This is a genomic window from Methanofollis ethanolicus, from assembly GCF_001571385.1.
GTDB lineage: Archaea > Halobacteriota > Methanomicrobia > Methanomicrobiales > Methanofollaceae > Methanofollis > Methanofollis ethanolicus.
Genome location: NZ_BCNW01000001.1, coordinates 1008130 through 1027262, shown reverse-complemented (window position 1 = coordinate 1027262; position 19133 = coordinate 1008130). Strand labels below are relative to the sequence as shown.

24 protein-coding genes are annotated in these 19133 nt (G+C 59.1%); 17 read left to right on the top strand and 7 right to left on the bottom strand.

Features of this window, described 5'->3' with window-relative positions; all coding sequences use genetic code 11:
• Window positions 1-153: 153 nt before the first annotated feature.
• From MEFOE_RS05135 to MEFOE_RS13665, 3 genes are read right to left on the bottom strand one after another with little or no spacing between them, the layout of a single operon-like run.
• Window positions 154-732, bottom strand: a complete 579-nt coding sequence (locus MEFOE_RS05135) for a hypothetical protein (protein WP_067049242.1) — start codon at window positions 730-732, stop codon at window positions 154-156.
• 17 nt (window positions 733-749) lie between these two features.
• Window positions 750-1376, bottom strand: a complete 627-nt coding sequence (locus MEFOE_RS05130; RefSeq protein ID WP_153015875.1) for a hypothetical protein — start codon at window positions 1374-1376, stop codon at window positions 750-752.
• Window positions 1377-1395: 19 nt separating this feature from the next.
• Window positions 1396-2559, bottom strand: a complete 1164-nt coding sequence (locus MEFOE_RS13665; protein ID WP_153015874.1) for a hypothetical protein — start codon at window positions 2557-2559, stop codon at window positions 1396-1398.
• A 603-nt stretch (window positions 2560-3162) separates the two neighbouring features.
• Between MEFOE_RS13665 and MEFOE_RS05125 the strand changes: the two genes are divergently transcribed.
• Both MEFOE_RS05125 and MEFOE_RS05120 read left to right on the top strand, forming a co-directional pair.
• A complete protein-coding gene (locus MEFOE_RS05125) occupies window positions 3163-3651 on the top strand; it encodes a pyruvoyl-dependent arginine decarboxylase (RefSeq protein WP_328585440.1) in 489 nt (162 codons plus the stop codon).
• Between the two features lie 3 nt (window positions 3652-3654).
• Window positions 3655-4116: a hypothetical protein gene (locus MEFOE_RS05120; RefSeq protein ID WP_067049229.1), complete on the top strand. Its 462-nt coding sequence runs from the start codon at window positions 3655-3657 to the stop codon at window positions 4114-4116.
• On the opposite strand, the gene proS is transcribed toward MEFOE_RS05120, so the two are convergent.
• The 3 genes from proS to MEFOE_RS05105 are packed head-to-tail and all read right to left on the bottom strand — an operon-like array spanning window position 4110 to window position 6961.
• Window positions 4110-5546, bottom strand: coding sequence for a proline--tRNA ligase (gene proS / locus MEFOE_RS05115; RefSeq protein WP_067049227.1), 1437 nt, complete (start codon window positions 5544-5546; stop codon window positions 4110-4112). The genes MEFOE_RS05120 and proS overlap by 7 nt on opposite strands.
• 10 nt (window positions 5547-5556) lie before the next feature.
• On the bottom strand, window positions 5557-6123 hold the full coding sequence (locus MEFOE_RS05110; protein WP_067049226.1) for a stage II sporulation protein M: 567 nt from the start codon (window positions 6121-6123) through the stop codon (window positions 5557-5559).
• Entirely contained in the window at window positions 6116-6961 is an 846-nt protein-coding gene (locus tag MEFOE_RS05105; protein WP_067049225.1) for a DUF63 family protein, read from the bottom strand. Before MEFOE_RS05105 ends, MEFOE_RS05110 begins: the two co-directional genes overlap by 8 nt.
• Window positions 6962-6972: 11 nt before the next feature.
• On the opposite strand from MEFOE_RS05105, the gene MEFOE_RS05100 reads away from it, so the two are divergent.
• On the top strand, window positions 6973-8052 hold the full coding sequence (locus tag MEFOE_RS05100) for an NAD(P)-dependent glycerol-1-phosphate dehydrogenase (RefSeq protein WP_067049224.1): 1080 nt from the start codon (window positions 6973-6975) through the stop codon (window positions 8050-8052).
• Window positions 8053-8058: 6 nt separating this feature from the next.
• On the top strand, window positions 8059-8508 hold the full coding sequence (locus MEFOE_RS05095) for a UPF0179 family protein (protein WP_067049223.1): 450 nt from the start codon (window positions 8059-8061) through the stop codon (window positions 8506-8508).
• Here the strand turns inward: MEFOE_RS05095 and MEFOE_RS05090 are convergent, their stop codons facing one another.
• Window positions 8509-9393 carry an ADP-ribosylglycohydrolase family protein gene (locus MEFOE_RS05090; RefSeq protein WP_067049221.1) on the bottom strand — a complete coding sequence of 295 codons (885 nt, stop codon included), beginning with the start codon at window positions 9391-9393 and terminating at the stop codon, window positions 8509-8511.
• A gap of 57 nt (window positions 9394-9450) precedes the next feature.
• Between MEFOE_RS05090 and MEFOE_RS05085 the strand changes: the two genes are divergently transcribed.
• From MEFOE_RS05085 to cbiQ, 13 genes are all read left to right on the top strand, one after another.
• Entirely contained in the window at window positions 9451-9723 is a 273-nt protein-coding gene (locus MEFOE_RS05085) for a UPF0058 family protein (protein WP_235809566.1), read from the top strand.
• A gap of 5 nt (window positions 9724-9728) precedes the next feature.
• The gene (locus MEFOE_RS05080) at window positions 9729-11300 is read left to right on the top strand and encodes a tRNA uridine(34) 5-carboxymethylaminomethyl modification radical SAM/GNAT enzyme Elp3 (protein ID WP_067049218.1); all 1572 of its coding nucleotides are present in this window, start codon (window positions 9729-9731) and stop codon (window positions 11298-11300) included.
• Window positions 11300-12433 carry a DNA primase catalytic subunit PriS gene (gene priS, locus MEFOE_RS05075; RefSeq protein ID WP_067049217.1) on the top strand — a complete coding sequence of 378 codons (1134 nt, stop codon included), beginning with the start codon at window positions 11300-11302 and terminating at the stop codon, window positions 12431-12433. Before MEFOE_RS05080 ends, priS begins: the two co-directional genes overlap by 1 nt.
• Window positions 12430-13125: a DNA replication complex subunit Gins51 gene (locus MEFOE_RS05070; RefSeq protein WP_067049216.1), complete on the top strand. Its 696-nt coding sequence runs from the start codon at window positions 12430-12432 to the stop codon at window positions 13123-13125. Before priS ends, MEFOE_RS05070 begins: the two co-directional genes overlap by 4 nt.
• A gap of 153 nt (window positions 13126-13278) precedes the next feature.
• A complete protein-coding gene (locus MEFOE_RS05065) occupies window positions 13279-13557 on the top strand; it encodes a 50S ribosomal protein L44e (protein ID WP_067049215.1) in 279 nt (92 codons plus the stop codon).
• 5 nt (window positions 13558-13562) lie between these two features.
• Window positions 13563-13751, top strand: a complete 189-nt coding sequence (locus MEFOE_RS05060; RefSeq protein ID WP_067049209.1) for a 30S ribosomal protein S27e — start codon at window positions 13563-13565, stop codon at window positions 13749-13751.
• 9 nt (window positions 13752-13760) lie between these two features.
• Window positions 13761-14549: a translation initiation factor IF-2 subunit alpha gene (locus MEFOE_RS05055; RefSeq protein WP_067049206.1), complete on the top strand. Its 789-nt coding sequence runs from the start codon at window positions 13761-13763 to the stop codon at window positions 14547-14549.
• Window positions 14546-14707, top strand: a complete 162-nt coding sequence (locus MEFOE_RS13315) for an RNA-protein complex protein Nop10 (RefSeq protein ID WP_083523345.1) — start codon at window positions 14546-14548, stop codon at window positions 14705-14707. The genes MEFOE_RS05055 and MEFOE_RS13315 overlap by 4 nt, the downstream gene beginning before the upstream one ends.
• Window positions 14695-15441: a proteasome assembly chaperone family protein gene (locus MEFOE_RS05050; protein WP_067049203.1), complete on the top strand. Its 747-nt coding sequence runs from the start codon at window positions 14695-14697 to the stop codon at window positions 15439-15441. The genes MEFOE_RS13315 and MEFOE_RS05050 overlap by 13 nt, the downstream gene beginning before the upstream one ends.
• A 542-nt stretch (window positions 15442-15983) precedes the next feature.
• Entirely contained in the window at window positions 15984-17099 is a 1116-nt protein-coding gene (locus MEFOE_RS05045) for an endonuclease Q family protein (protein WP_067049201.1), read from the top strand.
• Between the two features lie 221 nt (window positions 17100-17320).
• On the top strand, window positions 17321-18016 hold the full coding sequence (locus MEFOE_RS05040) for an energy-coupling factor ABC transporter permease (RefSeq protein WP_067049199.1): 696 nt from the start codon (window positions 17321-17323) through the stop codon (window positions 18014-18016).
• The gene (locus MEFOE_RS05035) at window positions 18013-18303 is read left to right on the top strand and encodes an energy-coupling factor ABC transporter substrate-binding protein (RefSeq protein WP_067049196.1); all 291 of its coding nucleotides are present in this window, start codon (window positions 18013-18015) and stop codon (window positions 18301-18303) included. The genes MEFOE_RS05040 and MEFOE_RS05035 overlap by 4 nt, the downstream gene beginning before the upstream one ends.
• Before the next feature lie 40 nt (window positions 18304-18343).
• Window positions 18344-19129 carry a cobalt ECF transporter T component CbiQ gene (gene cbiQ / locus MEFOE_RS05030; RefSeq protein ID WP_235809565.1) on the top strand — a complete coding sequence of 262 codons (786 nt, stop codon included), beginning with the start codon at window positions 18344-18346 and terminating at the stop codon, window positions 19127-19129.
• The last annotated feature ends 4 nt before the right edge of the window (window positions 19130-19133 follow it).

Sequence of the window (19133 nt, the reverse complement as noted above, 5' to 3'; positions counted from 1 at the left end):
GGTCTCTCCTCCTCTATCCGCATGATTATGAGGGCATCCCCGAACTCTTATTCATTTCCTTTCGATGAAGACTGCTGTTTTGATTGAGGGAAGAGCGGAGGGTTCATTACCTGAACACGAGGATTACAACAGAGTCGAGATAAAATCCTATTCTCAGAACTCGGAATTGAATCTGTAGATCCCATTTTTATCATAGGCCATGACCATCCCTAGAGACTCATCCCGGTGATCGAAGACCCACCACTGCCGTGTATGCTTGTCAAGGGCCTGAGAGTAATCTTTCGGGAGAGGGCCTGAGATCGGACCTGCAACCCAGACCTTTGCACCGCAATATCCCCCGAATACCTGTCCCTCTTCCTCGTCCACCATGAGATAGAAAGAGAGTCCGTTCTTCATGAACTCAACCAGTACATACGGCCGTTCAAGAACCTCTTCGTCGAATTCCTGCCTGGCCGAGGTGATGTTCCAGCCGTGATCGAGGAGGAGACCGGCGCGGGAGTCGAGGAGGACCGTCGAGACCGTCGAGGTCAGGTTCGCCGTGAAGAGTTCGGGGTCGTTGATCTCGATTGCGGAGAGGTCGACTGCAATGTTGTTGTGGTAGAGTACAGGAAGCGTCGGCGTCTCGTTCACCGGCATCTCGGTCGGCGGAGGGGTCGAGGTGTACCCCGAGCAGACAAGGAGTACGATGAGAGTCAGGGAGGCCAGGAAACAAGGTGTGATTTGATGTGCCATCAATATCCCTCTGCTCGTCAAAAATCAGGATCAAGATAGTAGATATCATTTTTATCATAAATCATGACTTCTTTATCCTCGACAAAAACTGATATACCATTTTTTGTGTAGACTGTCACCTCGTCATTATCACTCCACGTTCCATTCCGATAGTCATAGACATACAACCGCCTCGTGTGCTTATCAAAAGACTGTGAATAATCTTTCGGGAGTGGGCCTGAGATAGGGCCTGCAACCCAGACCTCTGCCCCGCAATATCCTCTGAGGATCTGATCCTTATCCTCGTCAACAAGGAAATAGAAAGAGAGATTGTTTTTCATGAACTCGACCCTGACATAGGGCCGGTCGAGGACTTCGTCGTTGAATTCCTGCCTGACCGAGGTGATGTTCCAGCCGTGATCGAGGAGGAGACCGGCGCGGGAGTCTGAGAGGACAGTCAAGATCGTCGAGGTCAGGTTCGCCGTGAAGAGTTCGGGGTCGTTGATCTCGATTGCGGAGAGGTCGACTGCAACGTTGTTGTGGTAGAGTACAGGAAGCGTCGGCGTCTCGTTCAGCGTGGCCTCCACAGGTGGGGTGGTCGAGGTGCAGCCCGAGCAGACGACGAGAAGCAGGACCAGAAAAAATGGGGAAAGAAGTCTCTTCATGCACATGCCCTCCAGAGGATCAACAATAATCGGTACGAAGCCGTACGCGCGATGGATTTTGCTGAATATCCACATAACAACTATTGATAATCTCTCGTGGCGCGAACCTCGAATAATCTGGCTCTAGATTTATACTCATTGATTGTCCCGAGGACTTATAGGACATATCATGGAAGAGCGTATTGCCAGGCAGATCGTTCAGATCATCGACATGCCAGCCTTCCAGCACGCATGCTGCAGTATTCCGACGTTGCGGCCCGTTAACGCAATCCGTCGTTATCGAACTATACTCGCCAGATGTGTCGTCCTGAAGCACAATAGACCACATGCGACTGGACTCACTCCAGTAAATACGGCCTTTTATCTGATCCCCCGTATTTGTATTGATATATGGTCCTATGATCGTATCACCATTTTGAAGATCTGTCGTGTCACATGCCCACGCTGCGCCCTGCCACCTGTAATTATACTCGATAACAGGTTGAAGTAAGAACTTCGTGTCCACGGGTTCAATGCCATTAAAAAGGTAAATCCTCTCGGTATCTCCATCAAGGGAAGGCGGCGCAGTGGGAACATCCCAGTACGCGGTATACTCAGAGATATATTCCGCAGATTTATCTTGCGCACATTCCAGCCAGTCATTGCCAACCCAACCCCTGACAGCATTGTCTGTGCCCTGATTCGCAGATGAACACTCATCTATGATCAGAAGAATCAGTTCATCCTCAGGGGAGAGGACATAGATTCTATCACCACGATGATAGACCCTTGAATCATTCGGAACCTCGTGAACTCGTGTACAGGACTTTTCAATACCGGCAGGTGTCGGAACACTTTTTGATCGATCATCGCTAACGGACAGCAGGTGAATGCCATTATTATCAAAGACCCGTGTGATTCCATCATTTGAGTGAACAATCACCGAACCAAAGGGGATCCCACATTTTTCATCATCTCTGTTTTTCGTTTCAGATTGAAGATTTACTTCAGATTGAGGACTTAATGTGCCGGAAATGGTAATAGTCTCAATCGACTCGTTCTCCTTCAAACAAGGAAGAGTATATGTACTGAGATCAACACTTTCCCCATTTTCTTCTGCGCTTACCGGCGACACACATACCGCACCCATCAGAAGCATCGTGATGAGCAGGGAACACATCGCCAGGCTCTTCATTTTTTTCATTCGTCTGTTACCTCCGTGAATCTGTCCCGGAAGCAACAACAGAATCGATAAATACCAATACAGCAAAGAATCCGTCTGCCTCCGGGCTAAGGTGGAATCCCATCTGCGGTTGGACGTCGGAGGTGGGATCCCGCCGGAACACCTTTTCTGTGTCCCTGGCAGAGGATATGTCGACGGCATATATACTTGTTATGGCATAATCGTCTATCTATCATTTTATTGCAAAAAGACAGTCCGGAAATGGGGTCATGGACGGATATCACTCTCCACACCATCCCATACTCACAACCGTCTCCTCAGCAACTGATAAATCTGCGAGGGAGGTCGAGGTATGAGAATCATACGGACAACCGGCACGTTCAAAAGTACCCTTCGGCCTTCAGGCACACACCCGGAAGACGTCATCACCAAACACCTCCTCCCGGACGATTGATACGCTGACGAGAATATAATCCTCTCAAAGATTCGATTAAACAGATATAATCGGATAATATCACGAAATCTCGAAAATATTCTGCAAAGAAATATACTTTTAAGTAGAGGGGAACACAAATAGAGAAGCAATTCATTCCATGGGTGATATAGGGGTTGACCAGAACATTTGTGCCAAAAAGGGTGTTTTTTACCTGCGGCGTGGGACGGGATTCCGAGTACCTCGGGTCCTTTGAGATGGCTCTCAGGGCGGCGAAGATCGAGTGTTACAATCTCGTGACAGTCAGTTCGATCCTCCCGCCAAAGTGCCGGATCATCCCGCGTGAGGAGGGTCTTCTCGACCTCGAACCAGGGAGCGTCGTCTTCACGGTTATGTCCAGGATCGCCTCCAACGAACCCCACCGCAGGATTTCCGCATCGATCGGGGTCGCAATCCCCCAGAACATGGAGGAGGAATGGGGTTACTTCGCCGAACACCATGCATTCGGTGACGACAAGGAAAAGGCCGGGCAGTACGCCGAGCACCTCGCGTACAAGATGTACGAGAGCATCACCGACAAAACCCCGGAAAAAACTTTAAATATCACTGAAAGCGCAATCGTGGACGAGGACGGCAGATGGACGACCGTCCTTGCGGCCGCAGTCTTCCTCATGGAGTAATATATGACATCACGTACACGCGCCCACCACACCATCTGTCCGTATTGCAACGAAGAGGTCTATCTCGAGGAGTTGATCGGAGGGAAGTGCCCCCTCTGCGGCGGCACCCTCGAAGACCCGGAGGACGACATCGAGGTCGATGAGGACGGCATCGAGCGCTCCGACCTCTCGTGGCTCATCTGCCACTATTTCCTCTTTAAGAAACTGGACGAACTCGGCGCGAACCCCCTCCAGATCATGCAGGTGATCCAGAAGTTCGACGAAGAGGACATCTTCGGGGAGGACGCCACGGCGACGACCTCTTTCGAGGTCGAAGTCCCGTTCCGCCGCCTGGAACGTATCATACCCAGACGCTGCACCTCCTGCGGCAAACTCTTCGTCAGGGGCGGGAAAAAAGTGATTGCAGGGGATGCCGGCAGGCCGGGTTTCACCATCGCCTACCACTGCCCCCACTGCTCTCAGTAAGTCCGGGCAATTACCGTCGACGTGCCGGGGCGGCCGCAGACAATGCAGCGTCCCTCCGTCTTCACGACATGCGGGCTCCTGACCTCTGTGCCAAGGACGCTCGCATTCGTCTCTTTTTCGATTCTTTCTGCACACGCCTCGTCACCGCACCAGTGCACGACGGCGATGCCTGTCTCGACCGCCTGGACCGCTTCTTCAACGCTCTCCGCAGGAACGAGGTGGGAGGTGAGGAAGGCCTCGGCCTTCTCCCGCAGGCGCAGGGAAAATGCCGCACAGATCTCCGGGATGCGCACGACGATCTCGTCGCGCTTCACCGCCATCTTCTCGCCGTCCCGCGTGGCGACGACGACCGTGCCGGCATCCAGGTCGCGGGGGCCGACCTCGATACGCAGGGGCACGCCCCGCATCTCCCAGTGGTAATACTTCGCGCCGGGCCGCATATCGCGGTCGTCCACCTTCACACGCACACCAGAGGCTTCGAGTTCGTCCTTCAGGGTCGCAGCCGCGGCCGTGACCTCATCGGCCCGCTTCTTCATGATGATCGGGATGATCACCGCCTGCACGGGCGCCACCTTCGGGGGGAGGATCAGGCCCTTGTCGTCGCCGTGGACGCCTATCGTCGCCGCGATGCACCGTTCCGAGATGCCGTAGCAGGTCTGGGAGACGAACTGCCTCTCGCCGTTCGCGTCCTCGTAGGTGATATCGTAGGTCTTCGAGAAGTGGTCGCCGAGGTGGTGGGCGGTCCCAACCTGGAGGGTCCGGCCGTCTGGCATCAGGGCGTCCACCGCCATCGTGTAGTCAGCGCCCGGGAACTTGTCCCAGTCAGGCCGCTTCGAGATGATCACCGGGATGCCGAGGTCGTCGTAGAAACGCGTGTACAGGGACAGGGCGATCTCGACCTGGGCCGCGGCCTCCTCCCAGGTCGCATGGGCCGTGTGCGCCTCCTTGAAGGAGGTGATCTCGCGGAGGCGGATCAGGGGCCTCGTGTGCTTGGTCTCGTACCGGAAGGTGTTGACAATCTGGTACACCTTGATAGGCAGGTCGGCGTGTGACCTGACCCAGAGAGAGAACATCGGGTAGATCGCCGTCTCGCTCGTTGGCCGCAGGGCAAGGGGGATGTCGAGTTCTGACAGGCCGCCGTGGGTGACCCAGTAGACCTCGTCCTCGAAGCCCTTGATGTGCTCGGCCTCCTTCATGAACTCGGTTTTGGGGATGAGGAGGGGAAAGAGAGTCTCTTCATGGCCGGACCGGTCCAGAAGATCGCGGAGGATCGCATAGGTGTGACGCCGCAGGCCGAAGCCGAAGGGGTACCAGACGTACAGGCCCTTGACCGGGTACCTGACGTCCATGATCTCGGCACGCCAGAGCACGTCATTGTACCAGGCGGAAAAGTCGGATTTTAGGGGAAGTGAACCGCTCTCTTCTTCCATGAAAGTAACCTCAAACTACTAAACGTAGGAGTTCGGGCGTTATAAAGGCCTCTATAATGGCCGCCACGGCAAGAAGGGGCACGACAATGCGGAGAAAGAGGCCACCCAACCGGGCGGCATCGGCCGCCGCGTCCCCCTGCCCCCTGGCGTCGGCAAAGACGGAACGGGCAAGGGCGAGGCCGAGGGCCGCGGCGATGAAGATGGCCGGGATTTCGAAGATCCCGTGAGGAGCGAGCCCTGCAAGGAGGCCGAGAGGTCCGACCTTCTCCGCGATCTGGTCGGCAAAGAGGCCGATCACGAGGCCGTTCGAGAAGAGGATGAAGAAGGTCAGGAGGCCGAAAGTGGCGCCGCCAAGGAAGAGGAGGACGCAGGCCTGCAGGTTGTTCAGGAAGATCTTCACGGCGAGCATGACAGGACTGTCGCCGAGGATCTGGGAGAAGACACCCCCCATGATCGTCTCCAGGATCTGGTCTGCCGCCGGGTCTCCAGAAGCGGCGAGGCCATAGCCTCCGACGATGCCGACAGAGAAGATGACGACCGTCGCGGCAAGATAGGGGAGGAACTCCCGCCTAGACATAGATCACCATCCTCATCATGTCCCTGATACCGGGCGCCAGACCGACGACGATCATCGCAAGGACCACCAGGTGCCAGAAGGCCGGGTTCCCCTCCTTCCGGTACATTTCAAGGACATATATCGCGGGGATGATCACGGCGAGTTTCAAGGGGAACATCGAAAAGGCCGTCCCTGTCCACTCGATCAGGTGGGAGCCGACGACATGCTGCTCCACATAGCCCATGGGGTGGAGGTCGATCCCGAAACTCGTGGCGCTCGCGTCGAGCATGTGGCCGGCGATGAGGAGAGTGTACAGGGGGTCGGCGACGTACTCCCAGCGGAGGATGTACCTGAGGAAACCCCAGACCGCCGCGGTCGAGACCGCCGCCATCGCCGGGATCGCAAAGAGGACGACGAAGTCGATCCTGGTGTTGACCGCACCCCACCCGAGGAGGAGAAGCGCCGTCGCTACCGAAAGGGCGATGCCGATCCATCCGTAGACCCGTATCGAGTCGGCGACAAGGCCCTTCACCTCCAGGATGCGGGAGAAGAAGAGTGCGATGACGGTGATGAAGAAGACCACGAAGAAGATGATGGGCGTGATCAGGAGGATGTGGGCGTCCGACGTGATCATCCCGGTGTCCTCGACGACTCGCAGAAGACCGCCGAGCACCACGAAGGGGATCGTCGAGAGTGTGAAACGCCGGTCGACCTCGATCCCGAAACGGCGGAGGCCGCGATAGACGAGCCAGACCGAAAAGATGAGGATGAGGGCGTAGGTGAGCGTATCGACGATCGTGTACGGCTGGCCGTACCTGATCGGATCGATGTAGTATTTGTAGAGGAACTCCCTAATCATCTGTGATCTCAATGGACGGAGAGGATATTAAAGTACTCAGGGAGAAGGTCTTTGACAAGTCCAGATGGATGCAGCTCCCCAGAGACATCCTCATCGGGCATAACGTCCTCAGGGAGATACCTTCGGTCTGTAAGGACCTCTGTTTCGGTTCCCATGCCCTCCTTCTCGCCGGAGAACATACGATGACCGTTGCAGGAGACGAGATCGTCTCCCTCCTCGCGGACACCTGCGATGTGAAGACCTGCATCGTCGGTTCGAACACCGCGGCCGACATCGCACGGATCGAGAGGGAAGGTGCCGGCGCCGACTTCATCATCGGGGTTGGGGGCGGGCGGGTGATCGACACCGCCAAGATCGTCTCGTACAACCTTGACCGCCAGTTCATCTCGGTCCCGACGGCCGCCGCCCACGACGGCATCGCCTCGTCGCGGGCAAGCATCCCGACCCCCGAGGGGAGCGTCTCCCTGAGCGCCCACCCTCCCATCGCGGTCGTGGCCGACACCGGGATCATCGCCGCCGCACCTCCCCGCCTCCTTGCTGCGGGGTGCGCCGATATCATCTCGAACTACACCGCGATCCTGGACTGGGAACTCGCCAACAGGCTGCGGGGCGAACCCATCTCCGAGTACGCGATGGCCCTCTCGAAGATGACCGCCGAGATCATCGTGAAGAACGCCGACGTGATCAGTGGTCTGACCGAGGAAAGCGCCTGGATCGTCATGAAGGCCCTCGTCTCATCGGGCGTTGCGATGAGCATCGCGGGATCGTCCAGGCCTGCGAGCGGCGGCGAGCACAAGTTCTCCCACGCCCTTGATCGGATCGCACCGGGAAAGGCGCTCCACGGGGAGCAGTGCGGCGTCGGGGCGATCATTACGATGTACCTCCACGGCGGAGACTGGCGGTGGATACGGGACTCTTTGAAGAGGATCGGAGCGCCGACAACACCGGCAGAACTCGGGATCGACGACGCAACCGCGGTCGAGGCGGTCCTTGCGGCACGCACCATCAGGCCCGAACGTTTCACCATCCTGGACATGGGCCTCTCGAAAGAGAATGCCGAACGGATCATCAGGATGCTGTACGAGGAGTGATATGGTATGGCAGAAACAAAACCGAAAGTGACCCTGATTGGGAGATGCCTGGCAGAAAAAGGGCTTGAATTCGTGTACGAGGGGCAGGTGGCCGTGTGCCAGACCTGCAAACTCCTGAAGGTGTGCCACAACCTCCAGCCAGGAAAAAAATACCAGATCGTCGAGATACGGAAGAACACCGATCAGGACTGCCCTATCCACCGCGACGGCATCTGCGCCGTCGAGGTGATCGAGGCGCCGATCATCACCCTCATCCCGGCAGACCGGGCGATCCTCAACTCGACGGTCAGGTATGAACCTGTCTGCACAAAGACCGACTGCCGGGGTTACCTCCTCTGTCACCCCGACGGCATCATTGAAGGGGAGAAGTACCTTGTCGCAAAGGTGCTCGGTAATGCCCCCGACGTCTGCGAGAAGGGAAAGAACCTGAAACTCGTCGAACTCAGGCCTGTCTGATCAGGCGTGCTCCGCAGCGGCCCAGAGCCGCTGCGCCAGGGCAAGGAGTTGGCCGGTGTGCCTGAAACCCACGAGCCAGCGGTGGGGTATGGTGGAAAAACCGTAACAGGCACCGGCAAGGGCACCGGCGATCGCCCCGACGGTATCGGCGTCGCCCCCCAGGTTGACGGCCCGCAACACCGTCTTTTCAAAACCGTCAGCACTCATGAAGACGGCGACGGCGCAGTGGGTGGTCTGGACGGCGTCGAGGGAGGGCTCGAGGGGCCAGGCATGGAAGTTCCCGACCCGTTCAAGCACCTCCGGGTTCTCGCAGCGGTCGAGGGCGTGACAGAAGGCGCTGACCTTCGGCATCCCCCGGCACATCTCCGAGATCATCAGGTTCACGAAGGCCGAGCATTCCCCGGCGACCGGGTCATGGTGGGTGAGGGCCGAGCAGGCAAGGCTCATCTCTCGCACACGGACAGGCGCATAATAGATCCCGAGCGGCGGCCCACGCATCACGCTCCCGTTGGTCCTGCTCCCCCTGTTATGGATATGAGCGATCCGGGCCGCGTCTTCAGGGCTGAAACCCTCCTTGATGAGGGAGAAGACCATCCGCGAGGTGGGGCCGTAGTACTCCGGCGCGCGATCAAAACCCGTAATGAGGCGTTCTACGAAGTCTTCGGGCAAAAAGCCCCTGCAAAAGACGAGGGACTGGGCCAGCCCCACGGCCTGCAGGGTGTCGTCGGTATATTCGCCCCGTGTCATGCCGTGGATCCCTCCGCCGACCATATTTGTCACGGTTTTTTCCGGCGGCGGAAGGCCTTCGAGGGGCGCACCCAACGCGTCCCCCACTGCCAGTCCAAGGAGCGTGCCTGCTGCGTTCTGGTAGGGGAATATAAACATCACCAATAAGTTATATCAACCTCCGAAAAAATGTATTTTTTGAAGTTAGGTGATTGCGTGCAGAAGGAAGAGTTGCTCCATTTACACATGTTGCTGATGCACATCAAGAAGTATTACGAGACCACCACAGGAGAGGAGGTCTACACCCCCGACTATGATGTGCTTCATGTATCCCCCGCCCATATCCACAAGAACAAGATCACTCACAAAAAAGCGATCCTCGCCCTTGGTGAAGACCTCGTTCACCAGCTGCGGACAACCCCACACCTCCGCCAGCTGGAGAACATGCACGAAGCGACCACTAATGAGGTCGTAATGCAAGAACATTAACCGGTATGGATGATGTCGAAATCTACCGGGAGATAATCTCCCGGATCTCTTCTTCCCCCTGCGACCCCGCAGACCTCCAGCGGATCAAGATCGAGGTCTGTCGGGAGCACAGTTGCGCGGTGGTCCCGAAAAACTCTGCCATTCTTGCTGCAGCCACCCCACAAGAGGCAAAGCGGCTCCGTCGCCTCCTCCTGGTCAAGCCGACGCGGACGATCTCGGGCGTCGCCCCGGTGGCCGTGATGACCTCGCCCGCACCCTGTCCACACGGGAAATGTCTCCCCTGCCCTGGCGGGCCTGACCACCCCTTCCACTCGCCCCAGAGTTATACGGGACAGGAACCTGCGGCCCTGCGGGGCGCCCAGAACGGGTACGACCCCTATGAACAGGTGCAGGCGCGTCTCTCCCAGCTTGAGGCCCTCGGCCACTATGTGGACAAGGCCGAACTGATCGTGATGGGCGGGACGATCACGGCACGGCCGCGGGAGTATCAGGAAGAGTTTGTCACATCCTGTATCCATGCAATGAACGAGTACGGCACCGGGACGCACCGGCCTCTCCCCCCCATGGACGAGGTCTTCGCCGGGAACGAGCAGGCGGCAGTGCGGTGCATCGCCGCCACTTTCGAGACGCGGCCAGACTGGTGCCGGAGGGAGCACATCAACGGCATGCTCGACCTCGGGGTGACCAAGGTGGAACTCGGGGTCCAGCACACAGACGATCGGATCCTCGCCTTCAACAGGCGCGGCTGCACTGTCGGGGACGCCGTGGAGGCGAACACAATGCTCCGCGATGCCGGGATCAAGGTCGGTTTCCATATCATGCCGAACCTGCCCGGGAGCGACCTCGAAGAGGACAGGGAAATGTTCCGGACCCTCTTCGACGACGAACAGTTCAGGCCGGACTTCCTGAAGATCTACCCGACGCTCGTCACGCCGGGATCGGAGATCGAGGCGCTCTGGCAACGCGGCGAGTATGCACCGTACCCGGAAGACGATCTGGTCGGGCTCATCGCCCATGCGAAGGCCCTCCTCCCCGAGTATGTCCGTCTCCAGCGGGTCCAGCGCGACATCCCGGCACGGCTGATTGTGGCCGGGTCGCGCCACTCCAACTTCAGGCAGCTCGCGCAGGAGAGGCTCAGGGCAGAGGGGGGGACATGCCGGTGTATCAGGTGCCGGGAAGCGGGTAGGCACCCGGCCGGCGCGGAACCGTCCTTCCGCGACCTCGCATACCGGTGCTGCGGCGGCGAGGAGCACTTCATCCAGGCCAAAGCAGGGGACGCCCTGATCGGGTTTGCGCGCCTCAGGTATCCGGGCGAGGTCTTCAGGCCGGAACTGGAAGGCGCCGCCCTCCTGCGCGAACTCCATGTGTACGGGACGATGGTCCCGATCGGGGAGGACGGTGAGGAGGGAGAGTTCCAGCACCGGAGTTTCGGCAAAGAACTTCTTGCCAGGGCCGAGGCGATGGCGGAGGATGAGGGATACGGGAGGCTTGCCATCAACAGCGGTATCGGCGTCCGCCCGTACTACCGGAGTCAGGACTATGAACGTGAAGGTCCATATATGGTAAAGAGGCTTTGATGAAACCCGCAACCCTCGAATTCGTCCGGCAACGCTTCATGTCGTATTACCAGCAGGGCCACCTCAGTGTCCCGCCGGCGCTCGAAAACCGGGAGTGGGGGTTCATCTTCTTCGACGCAAAGCCCGAGGTGCGAATGCGGCGGCATCTTGGTTTCGGGTCGCAGGACGAATGCCTGGAGTATATCAGGTCGATGGTCCCGTCCCATGCCTATTACTCGACGGCGTACTACACGAACCCGGCAGCAGGGACGATGGGGGAGAAGGGCTGGACAGGGGCCGACCTGATCTTCGACATCGACGCCGACCACCTCATCCGCGGCGTGCCCTATGATGCCATGCTCGCCCGTGTGAAGGAGGAGACGGAGAAACTCCTCGACATGCTCACCGGTGAACTCGGCTTTTCGGCGCGCACCCTCTCCCTTGTCTTCTCGGGCGGACGGGGTTATCACGTCCATATGCGCGACCCGAGGGTGAGGGGCTGGGAGAGCCGCGAACGGCGCGAGGTCGTGGACTACCTCTGCGGGACCGGGATCGAGCCGCAGATGCTCTTCGCCGCGGGGAACGGTTCTTCCGGGTGGCAGAAGCGTTTTTCCGTCGCCATGAAGATCTACGCGGACCGTCTTCTCGCCGGCGGCGAGAAGGCCGCCCTGAAACACCTCAAGGGAATGAAAGGAGTCGGCGAGACCTATGCCGGTCGGTTCCTCGTGGCCCTGCAGAACTTCGGCGGCGAGGAGGAGCGCCCCACAGACGCACTCCTCACCTCACCGGTGATGCAGACTCTTCTCTCCGCGGAAGGGGGCGAACTGCTCCCCCTCCTCAAAAGTCAGGCGGCCCTCGTCGATGAACCGGTGACGACCGACATCAAACGGCTGATCAGGATGCCGACCTCCCTCCACGGCGGGAGCGGCCTCCGGGTCGTCGAGATCCCGCCCGGCGACCTCGCCGGGTTCGACCCCCTTGTCGACGCGGTCGTCTTCGGGGAGCGCGAGGTGAAGATCGACCTTGCCTTCCCGCTCGCGATGCCGATTCTCGGGAACACCTGGAAACTGAGAAAAGGTACGAACGTCGTTCCCGAAGCCCTCGCGGTCTTCCTCTGCTGCCGCGGGATTGCCGAGATCGGAGGCAGGGCATGAGCGACTTCCTCAATGACATCCGTCTGATCGTCTGGAACGAGAAGGAGAGCGGAAAACTCTCCGAGGTCCCCGGCGACCTCTTCAGGAACGGAAAGAAGAGCCTTGAAGAGATCCAGGCGCGTATCAGGGAGTTTTCCAACCCGCTCTCCGAGGAGGCGGCAGAACTCCTCGACCAGTACCACAGCACCCGGGAAACGCTCAACACGATCATTAAACTCCGCCTCAAGAAGATCCTCAAACTTGCCGAGGCCCAGATCGAGGAGCGGTACTACGACAAGGACGAGGTGAAACTGATGCTCCCTCCCGAGCGGGCCATGTTCGACGCGGTCTGCCGGGAGATAGGGGTCTGCCGCGACACCCTCATGGGAGAAACCGCAGGAGAGGCGGACGCCGTGAAAGAAACCCTCAAGGAAGACCACCCTGCCGAAGGCAGCACGCCCTTCGATTTCGGGGAGGAGGCCTTCTTTGAGGATGAAGGTCCGGTGGCGCCGGCGGCACCCGAAGAGAAAGCCGCAGCCGAAGCCACAGACAGAACCGCCGTCGTACTCATGAAGCAGGATGTGCCAGGATTCATGGGGCTCGACGGCCGGACGTACGCCCTCGAGGAGGAGGACATCGTCACCCTTCCGAAGGGGAACGCGGAGGTCCTCTGCGAACGCAACATAGCCTTAAATATAAGGCTTATCAAATAATACAGGTATTCGAGAGAATAGTTTCGGAATATGGCCGCGGAAAAAATCTTCCGGATCTTTGCCGGTTTGGGATTTCCCGCGGGGAAAAGCGTATTCCGGCACTGCCGAAACGGCCCGTAACCGGGCCGAAAGAGATCACGAGGGGCTTATATCATGAAGATGCCAGCAAAATTCAAGGCCTACTGTCCGTTCTGCAGATCGCACGAGACGCATGAAGTTGAAAAGGTGAAAAAGGGACGCACCAGCGGCCTGCACTGGATCGACCGGCAGAAGGCGCGCAGAGGCAAAGTAGGTAACATGGGCAAGTACTCCAAGGTGCCCGGCGGCGACAAGCCGACCAAGAAGGTCAATGTCAGGTACCGCTGCACGAAGTGCGGGAAGGCACACCTCCGTGCAGGCTGGAGAGCAGGCAAATTCGAGATTGTGGAGTGAGAGATATGGTACGTCAGCACCGTGAAAACAGAAGCAAATTCCTCAGGGTCAAGTGCCCGGACTGCGAGAACGAACAGGTGATCTTCGAGAAGGCCAGCACGGTCGTGGACTGTGCGGTCTGCGGGCATGTGCTCGCCGAGCCGACCGGCGGGAAGGCAAAGATCAACGCAGAGATCAAGGCCGAACTCCAGTGAGACCGTCCGATGCATGAACTGAATGAATGGCCGGAAGAAAGCGAACTCGTCGTTTGTACGGTAGAGGACGTTAAGGACTTCGTGGCATTTGTGCGTCTGGACGAATACGAGAACAAGAAAGGGCTCATCCACATCTCCGAGGTCGCCACCGGCTGGATCAAGCATATCCGCGACTTTGTCCGTGAAGGGCAGAAGATCGTCTGCAAGGTGCTCAATGTCGACGCCGACCGCGGGCACATCGATCTCTCCCTCAAGGACGTCAACGACCACCAGAGGCGGGAAAAGATCCAGGAGTGGAAGAACGAGCAGAAGGCCGAGAAGTGGATCGGTTTTGTCGCCAATGACACCGGCGCCGACCTCCATACGATCACAGAGGCCTTTTACTCCTCCTACGGCCTGCTGTACCCGGCTTTCGAGGATATCGTCATAAGCGGCGAAGCGACCCTCACAAAATTCGGTTTCTCAAAGCAGGTCAACGACGCTCTGATGGTCGTCGCCAACGAGAACGTGAAGATCCCGAAGGTGACGATCACCGGCACCCTTGTCCTCTCATCGATGAAACCTGACGGTGTGAACATCATCAGGCGGGCTCTCAGGAGCGCACAGCCGAAGATCGACGATGTCGATATCGAACTCACCTATTTCGGTGCGCCGAATTACCGGGTCAAGGTCACCGCCCCGGACTATAAGCGGGCCGAGAAAGCCATCGAGAAGGCTTCCAGATCCGCGATCGGCGTCATGGAGCGGGCGGGCGACACCGGCAAGTTCGTCAGAAAACAAAAGGCAAAGAGTGCATGAGCGGGCGGATCAGGTATTGCGAGCATGACCGCCGCTATACCCTATTTTTAACCTGCCCGATCTGCGGGTCGCCGACACGGTCGGCCCACCCTGCACGGTATTCACCGCAGGACCGGTACGGTGACTACCGGAGAGAGGCAAAACGATGGATGACATAAATATCGACTTTTTAACCGAAGAAGAGGTCAAGGCCGACGTCCTCATCGAAGGACTGCCGGGCATCGGCCAGGTCGGCAAACTCGTCGTCGAGCACATGATCCAGGAACTCGGGGCAGAGAAGATCGTCGACATCACCTCCATCTTCCTTCCGCCGCAGGTGCTCATCGAACCCGGCGGCCGGGTCCGCCTCCCAAACAACGAAGTATACCTCTGGAAGAACGACGAGGGTCGTTCGATCGCTTTCCTGATCGGCGACTTCCAGAGCACCTCGAATGAGGGGCATTACCTCCTCTGCGAGGCCTACCTTGACATCGCCGAGGAGCTCGGGGTGAAGAGGATCTACACCCTCGGCGGCTATGGTGTCGGTCACCTCACCGAGGAGTCGAGAATCCTCGGGGCGGCCAACGACGAGAGCCTTGCCGCAGGGATCGTCGTCGCCGGCGGCGTCATGACCGGCGAGGAGCCCGGCGGGATCGTCGGTGCTTCGGGTCTGCTTCTCGGCCTTGCTGCCATGCGGGAGATCGAGGGGATCTGCCTGATGGGTGAGACACCGGGATATGTCGTCGACCCGAAGAGCGCAACCGCAGTCCTTGCCGTCCTCTGCCGCCTCCTCGGGATCACGGTCGACGCCACCCGGCTTGCCGAGCATGCCGCAGAGGTGGAGAAGATCCTGGCGAAGTACGAAGAGATGGAAAAAGGGCGGGAAGAAGAAAAACTGACCTATATCGGATAATTTTTTTCTCTTTTTTTCGGGGCGTGTTTTTTCTTCGAGCGAGTCGTTGGGTTTCACGTTTCTTCGATCTGAAATCAAGAACCACAGATATTCGCTGTGCAGACGAAGTGAGCTCAAGAAGACCGATAGGTCTTCGCTGCCCGGTCCCACGGGACGAGCCGCTGATCTACTGCCTTCCTCATACTCTGAGCGGGGGACTTACGCCCCCGAACCTCGAATATCAAAGATTTTCTCGACTTCCTCCGGTCGTCCCCCGAAAACAGGATAAGACGGGGAAGGATAAACCCTGCATATCGAAGAAGACTGCCATCCACCCCCTGTCCTAATGGTGGGGGGACCGGGGGGCTTTGACCCCCGGAGGAAGACGCAGATCCACTGCCTTTCCCCATACGGTCTACGGGGGACAGACGCAAAAAATGAAAGATTTCCTCGAACTCGCTATCGCTCGCTGCTCCCGGACAGCGAAACCTTCGGTTAATTGACCACCCCGACCCTCCGGCATAGACTAATCCCGATAGACGGCAGAATAATCTGCCAGAACCATGTCAGTCTACGCCGACTTCCACATTCATTCGCCCTATTCCATGGCGACCTCGCCCTCGATGACGCCGGAGAGCCTCCTTGCCGGTGCGGCCATGAAGGGGATCAGCGTCCTCGGGAGCGGGGACGCCCTCCATCCTGCATGGCGGAAGGCATGGGAAGAGCACGAGAACGACACCGGCATCGCCGTCCTCCCGACAGCAGAGGTGGAGGGGAAGGGGAGAGTCCACCACCTCATCCTCATGAAAGACTTCTCCGCCTTCGAGGAGCTGGCCGGCATCTTCGCACCGCATAGCAAGGACATCGCCACGGGTGGGCGGCCGCATGTCCACCTCACCGGCGAGGCGATCGCCGCCGCCGTCCACGACCTCGGCGGCCTTGTCGGGCCGGCCCATGCCTTCACCCCCTGGACATCCCTCTATGCGGCACATGACTCGGTGGCGTCGTGCTATGGCGGGGAGACGATCGACTTCCTGGAACTCGGCCTCTCGGCCGACACCTCGTACGGCGCCGGGATACGGGAACTCGACGGCGTCCCCTTCCTCTCGAACTCAGACGCCCACTCCACCCACCCCGCAAAACTCGGGCGGGAGTTCAACGGTCTCGACCTCAACCGCGTAACGCCGGAGGCCGCCTTCGACGCGGTGCGCCGGGGAAAGATCACCCTCAATGCCGGATTTTTCCCGGAGGAGGGGAAGTACAACAGGACCGCCTGCACACGGTGCTATACCCCGTACTCCCTAGAGGAGGCCGTGCGTCTCGGCTGGACATGCCCTGAGGACGGCGGCCAGATCAAGAAAGGGGTCTTTGACAGGGCGCGGGAACTGGGCGGCGGCGCACCCTCGGAGAGGCCGCCGTATTACCATGTCATCCCCCTCGGCGAGATCATCAGGGTCGTACTCGGCGTCTCCTCGGCCACGACCAAGAAGGTGGAAGCGAGATATTACCGCCTGGTAGAGACCTTCGGGACAGAGATCGCCGTCCTCGCCGAGGTACCGGTCGCCGAGATCAGGGAGGCCGACCCGGCGGTCGGCGCGGCGGTCGAGGCCTTCAGGGAGGGGCGGGTGCATCTAGTCCCGGGCGGCGGCGGGAAGTATGGAACCTTCACTCTCCCCTGATGCGCCAGCCACTGCCCTCCCGGCACCCGGGCCACTGCCAGGCATAGCCGTGGAGAGATCTTCTCCACCCTTTTTTTCCGCCGGAAAGACTCCAGATCCCTCAGGCCCCTCCTCGACAGGGAGGCACTGGACGCACCCAGAAAAAGACAGAGATAAATACGGCTGGCACAAACCAAATTATTGTTACCTTAATGCAAATTAATTTGATAGGATGATATGACATGCACATCATGGAAGGATTCCTCCCACCAGCCTGGTGCCTCTTCTGGTTCCTGGTCTCGGCGCCGTTCATCATCTACGGGATGTACCAGTTGCGAATACTGATGCGGGAGAAGAGAGAGACCCTCCCCCTCCTTGCCGTCGCGGGGGCGTTCGTCTTCGTCCTCTCCTCCCTCAAACTCCCTTCAGTGAGCGGGAGCTGCTCTCACCCGACCGGCACAGGCCTCGGGGCGATCCTCTTCGGCCCCTGCATCACCTCCATCCTCGGACTGATCGTCCTCCTGTACCAGGCGATCTTCCTCGCCCATGGCGGCCTCTCCACCCTCGGCGCGAATGTCTTCTCCATGGGGATCGCAGGGCCCATCCTTGCCTGGGCGATCTATAAAGGAGGCCAGAAGACAGGGCTCAACACATACCTGACAGTCTTTCTCGCCGCCGCCCTCGCCGACCTCTTCACCTACGTGGTGACCTCGGTCCAGCTTGCCCTCGCCTTCCCGGCCGAAGTCGGCGGTTTCGCCACCTCATTCGCCGCCTTTGCCACCGTCTTCGCAGTCACGCAGGTCCCCCTCTCCATCATCGAGGGTGCGGTCATCGCCCTGACCTTCAAGTACATCATCGATGTCCGCTCCGAGATCCTGGTGAAGCTCGGCGTCCTCACCGACGCGGCGGCCGGCCGTCTCAGGGGGGTGGGGGCATGAAGTATGCCCTGGAGATCGCCGTCCTCGCGATCGTCCTTGTCTTTGCCGCGTCCATCCTCGTCGTCCTCTCCACCGGCGAACACGAATGGGCCGGGGCCGACGACCAGGCCGAGGACGTCATCAAGGAGATGACAGGCTCGGAGTACGAACCCTGGACAACACCAGTCTACGAACCGCCAAGCGGCGAGATCGAGTCCCTCTTCTTCTCGCTTCAGGCAGCGATCGGAGCCCTCGTGATCGGGTTTTTCTTCGGGTATTATTACCGCGGACGACAGATCACTACCTGAAACACCCCGATTTTCCGGGTACAGGTGAGGACTGCAGAGGATGATGGAGAACATACTGGACGATTATGCCCAGCAGAGCACGTTGCGGGAGACCGACACGCGGGCAAAACTCCTCCTCGGCGGCGGGGCGATCGCCGCCGCCCTCATCTCCGCAGGCCCCATCGCCCCGGCCTTCATCGCCGCGTCCATGGCGGCGATCACCGTCGGGATCGCGCGCATCCCGGCGCGCTTCTACGCCGCACTCCTCACCATCCCCCTCTCCTTCGCCGTCCTCTCTGCGGGCGTGATCCTCTTCCTCTCCGGCGGCGGTGAGACCGTCTGGAGCATGCCGATCAGCGGCATCACCCTCGCTGTCACGACAGGGAGCGCCAACCAGGCCGCCCTTGTCCTCGCCCGGACCTTCGCCGGGATGTGCGCCCTCTTCTTTATCGCTCTCACCACGCCCATGGTCGAGATCTTCACGGTAATGCGCTCCCTCAGGCTGCCACCCGAGTTCGTCGACCTTGCCATGCTCATCTACCACTTCATCTTCGTCCTCATCGGCGAGGCGGTGGCCACCCGGAATGCGCAGGAGATCAGGCAGGGCTATGCCGGGTTCGGGAACTCGGTGCGGTCCTTCTCGATGCTCGCGGGGACACTCTTTGTACGGGCATGGGAGAAAGGCGAGGAACTCATCCTCGCCATGGACGCCCGGTGCTATGACGGCATATTCCCGGCCTGCGGCGGAGAGACGACGCTCTCCCGCGGGGGTGCCGCGGCCGTCGCCGCCTACCTCATCCTGTGCGGTTCGCTCGCCCTCCTGACTGGCGGGATACAGATATTCTGAGAAC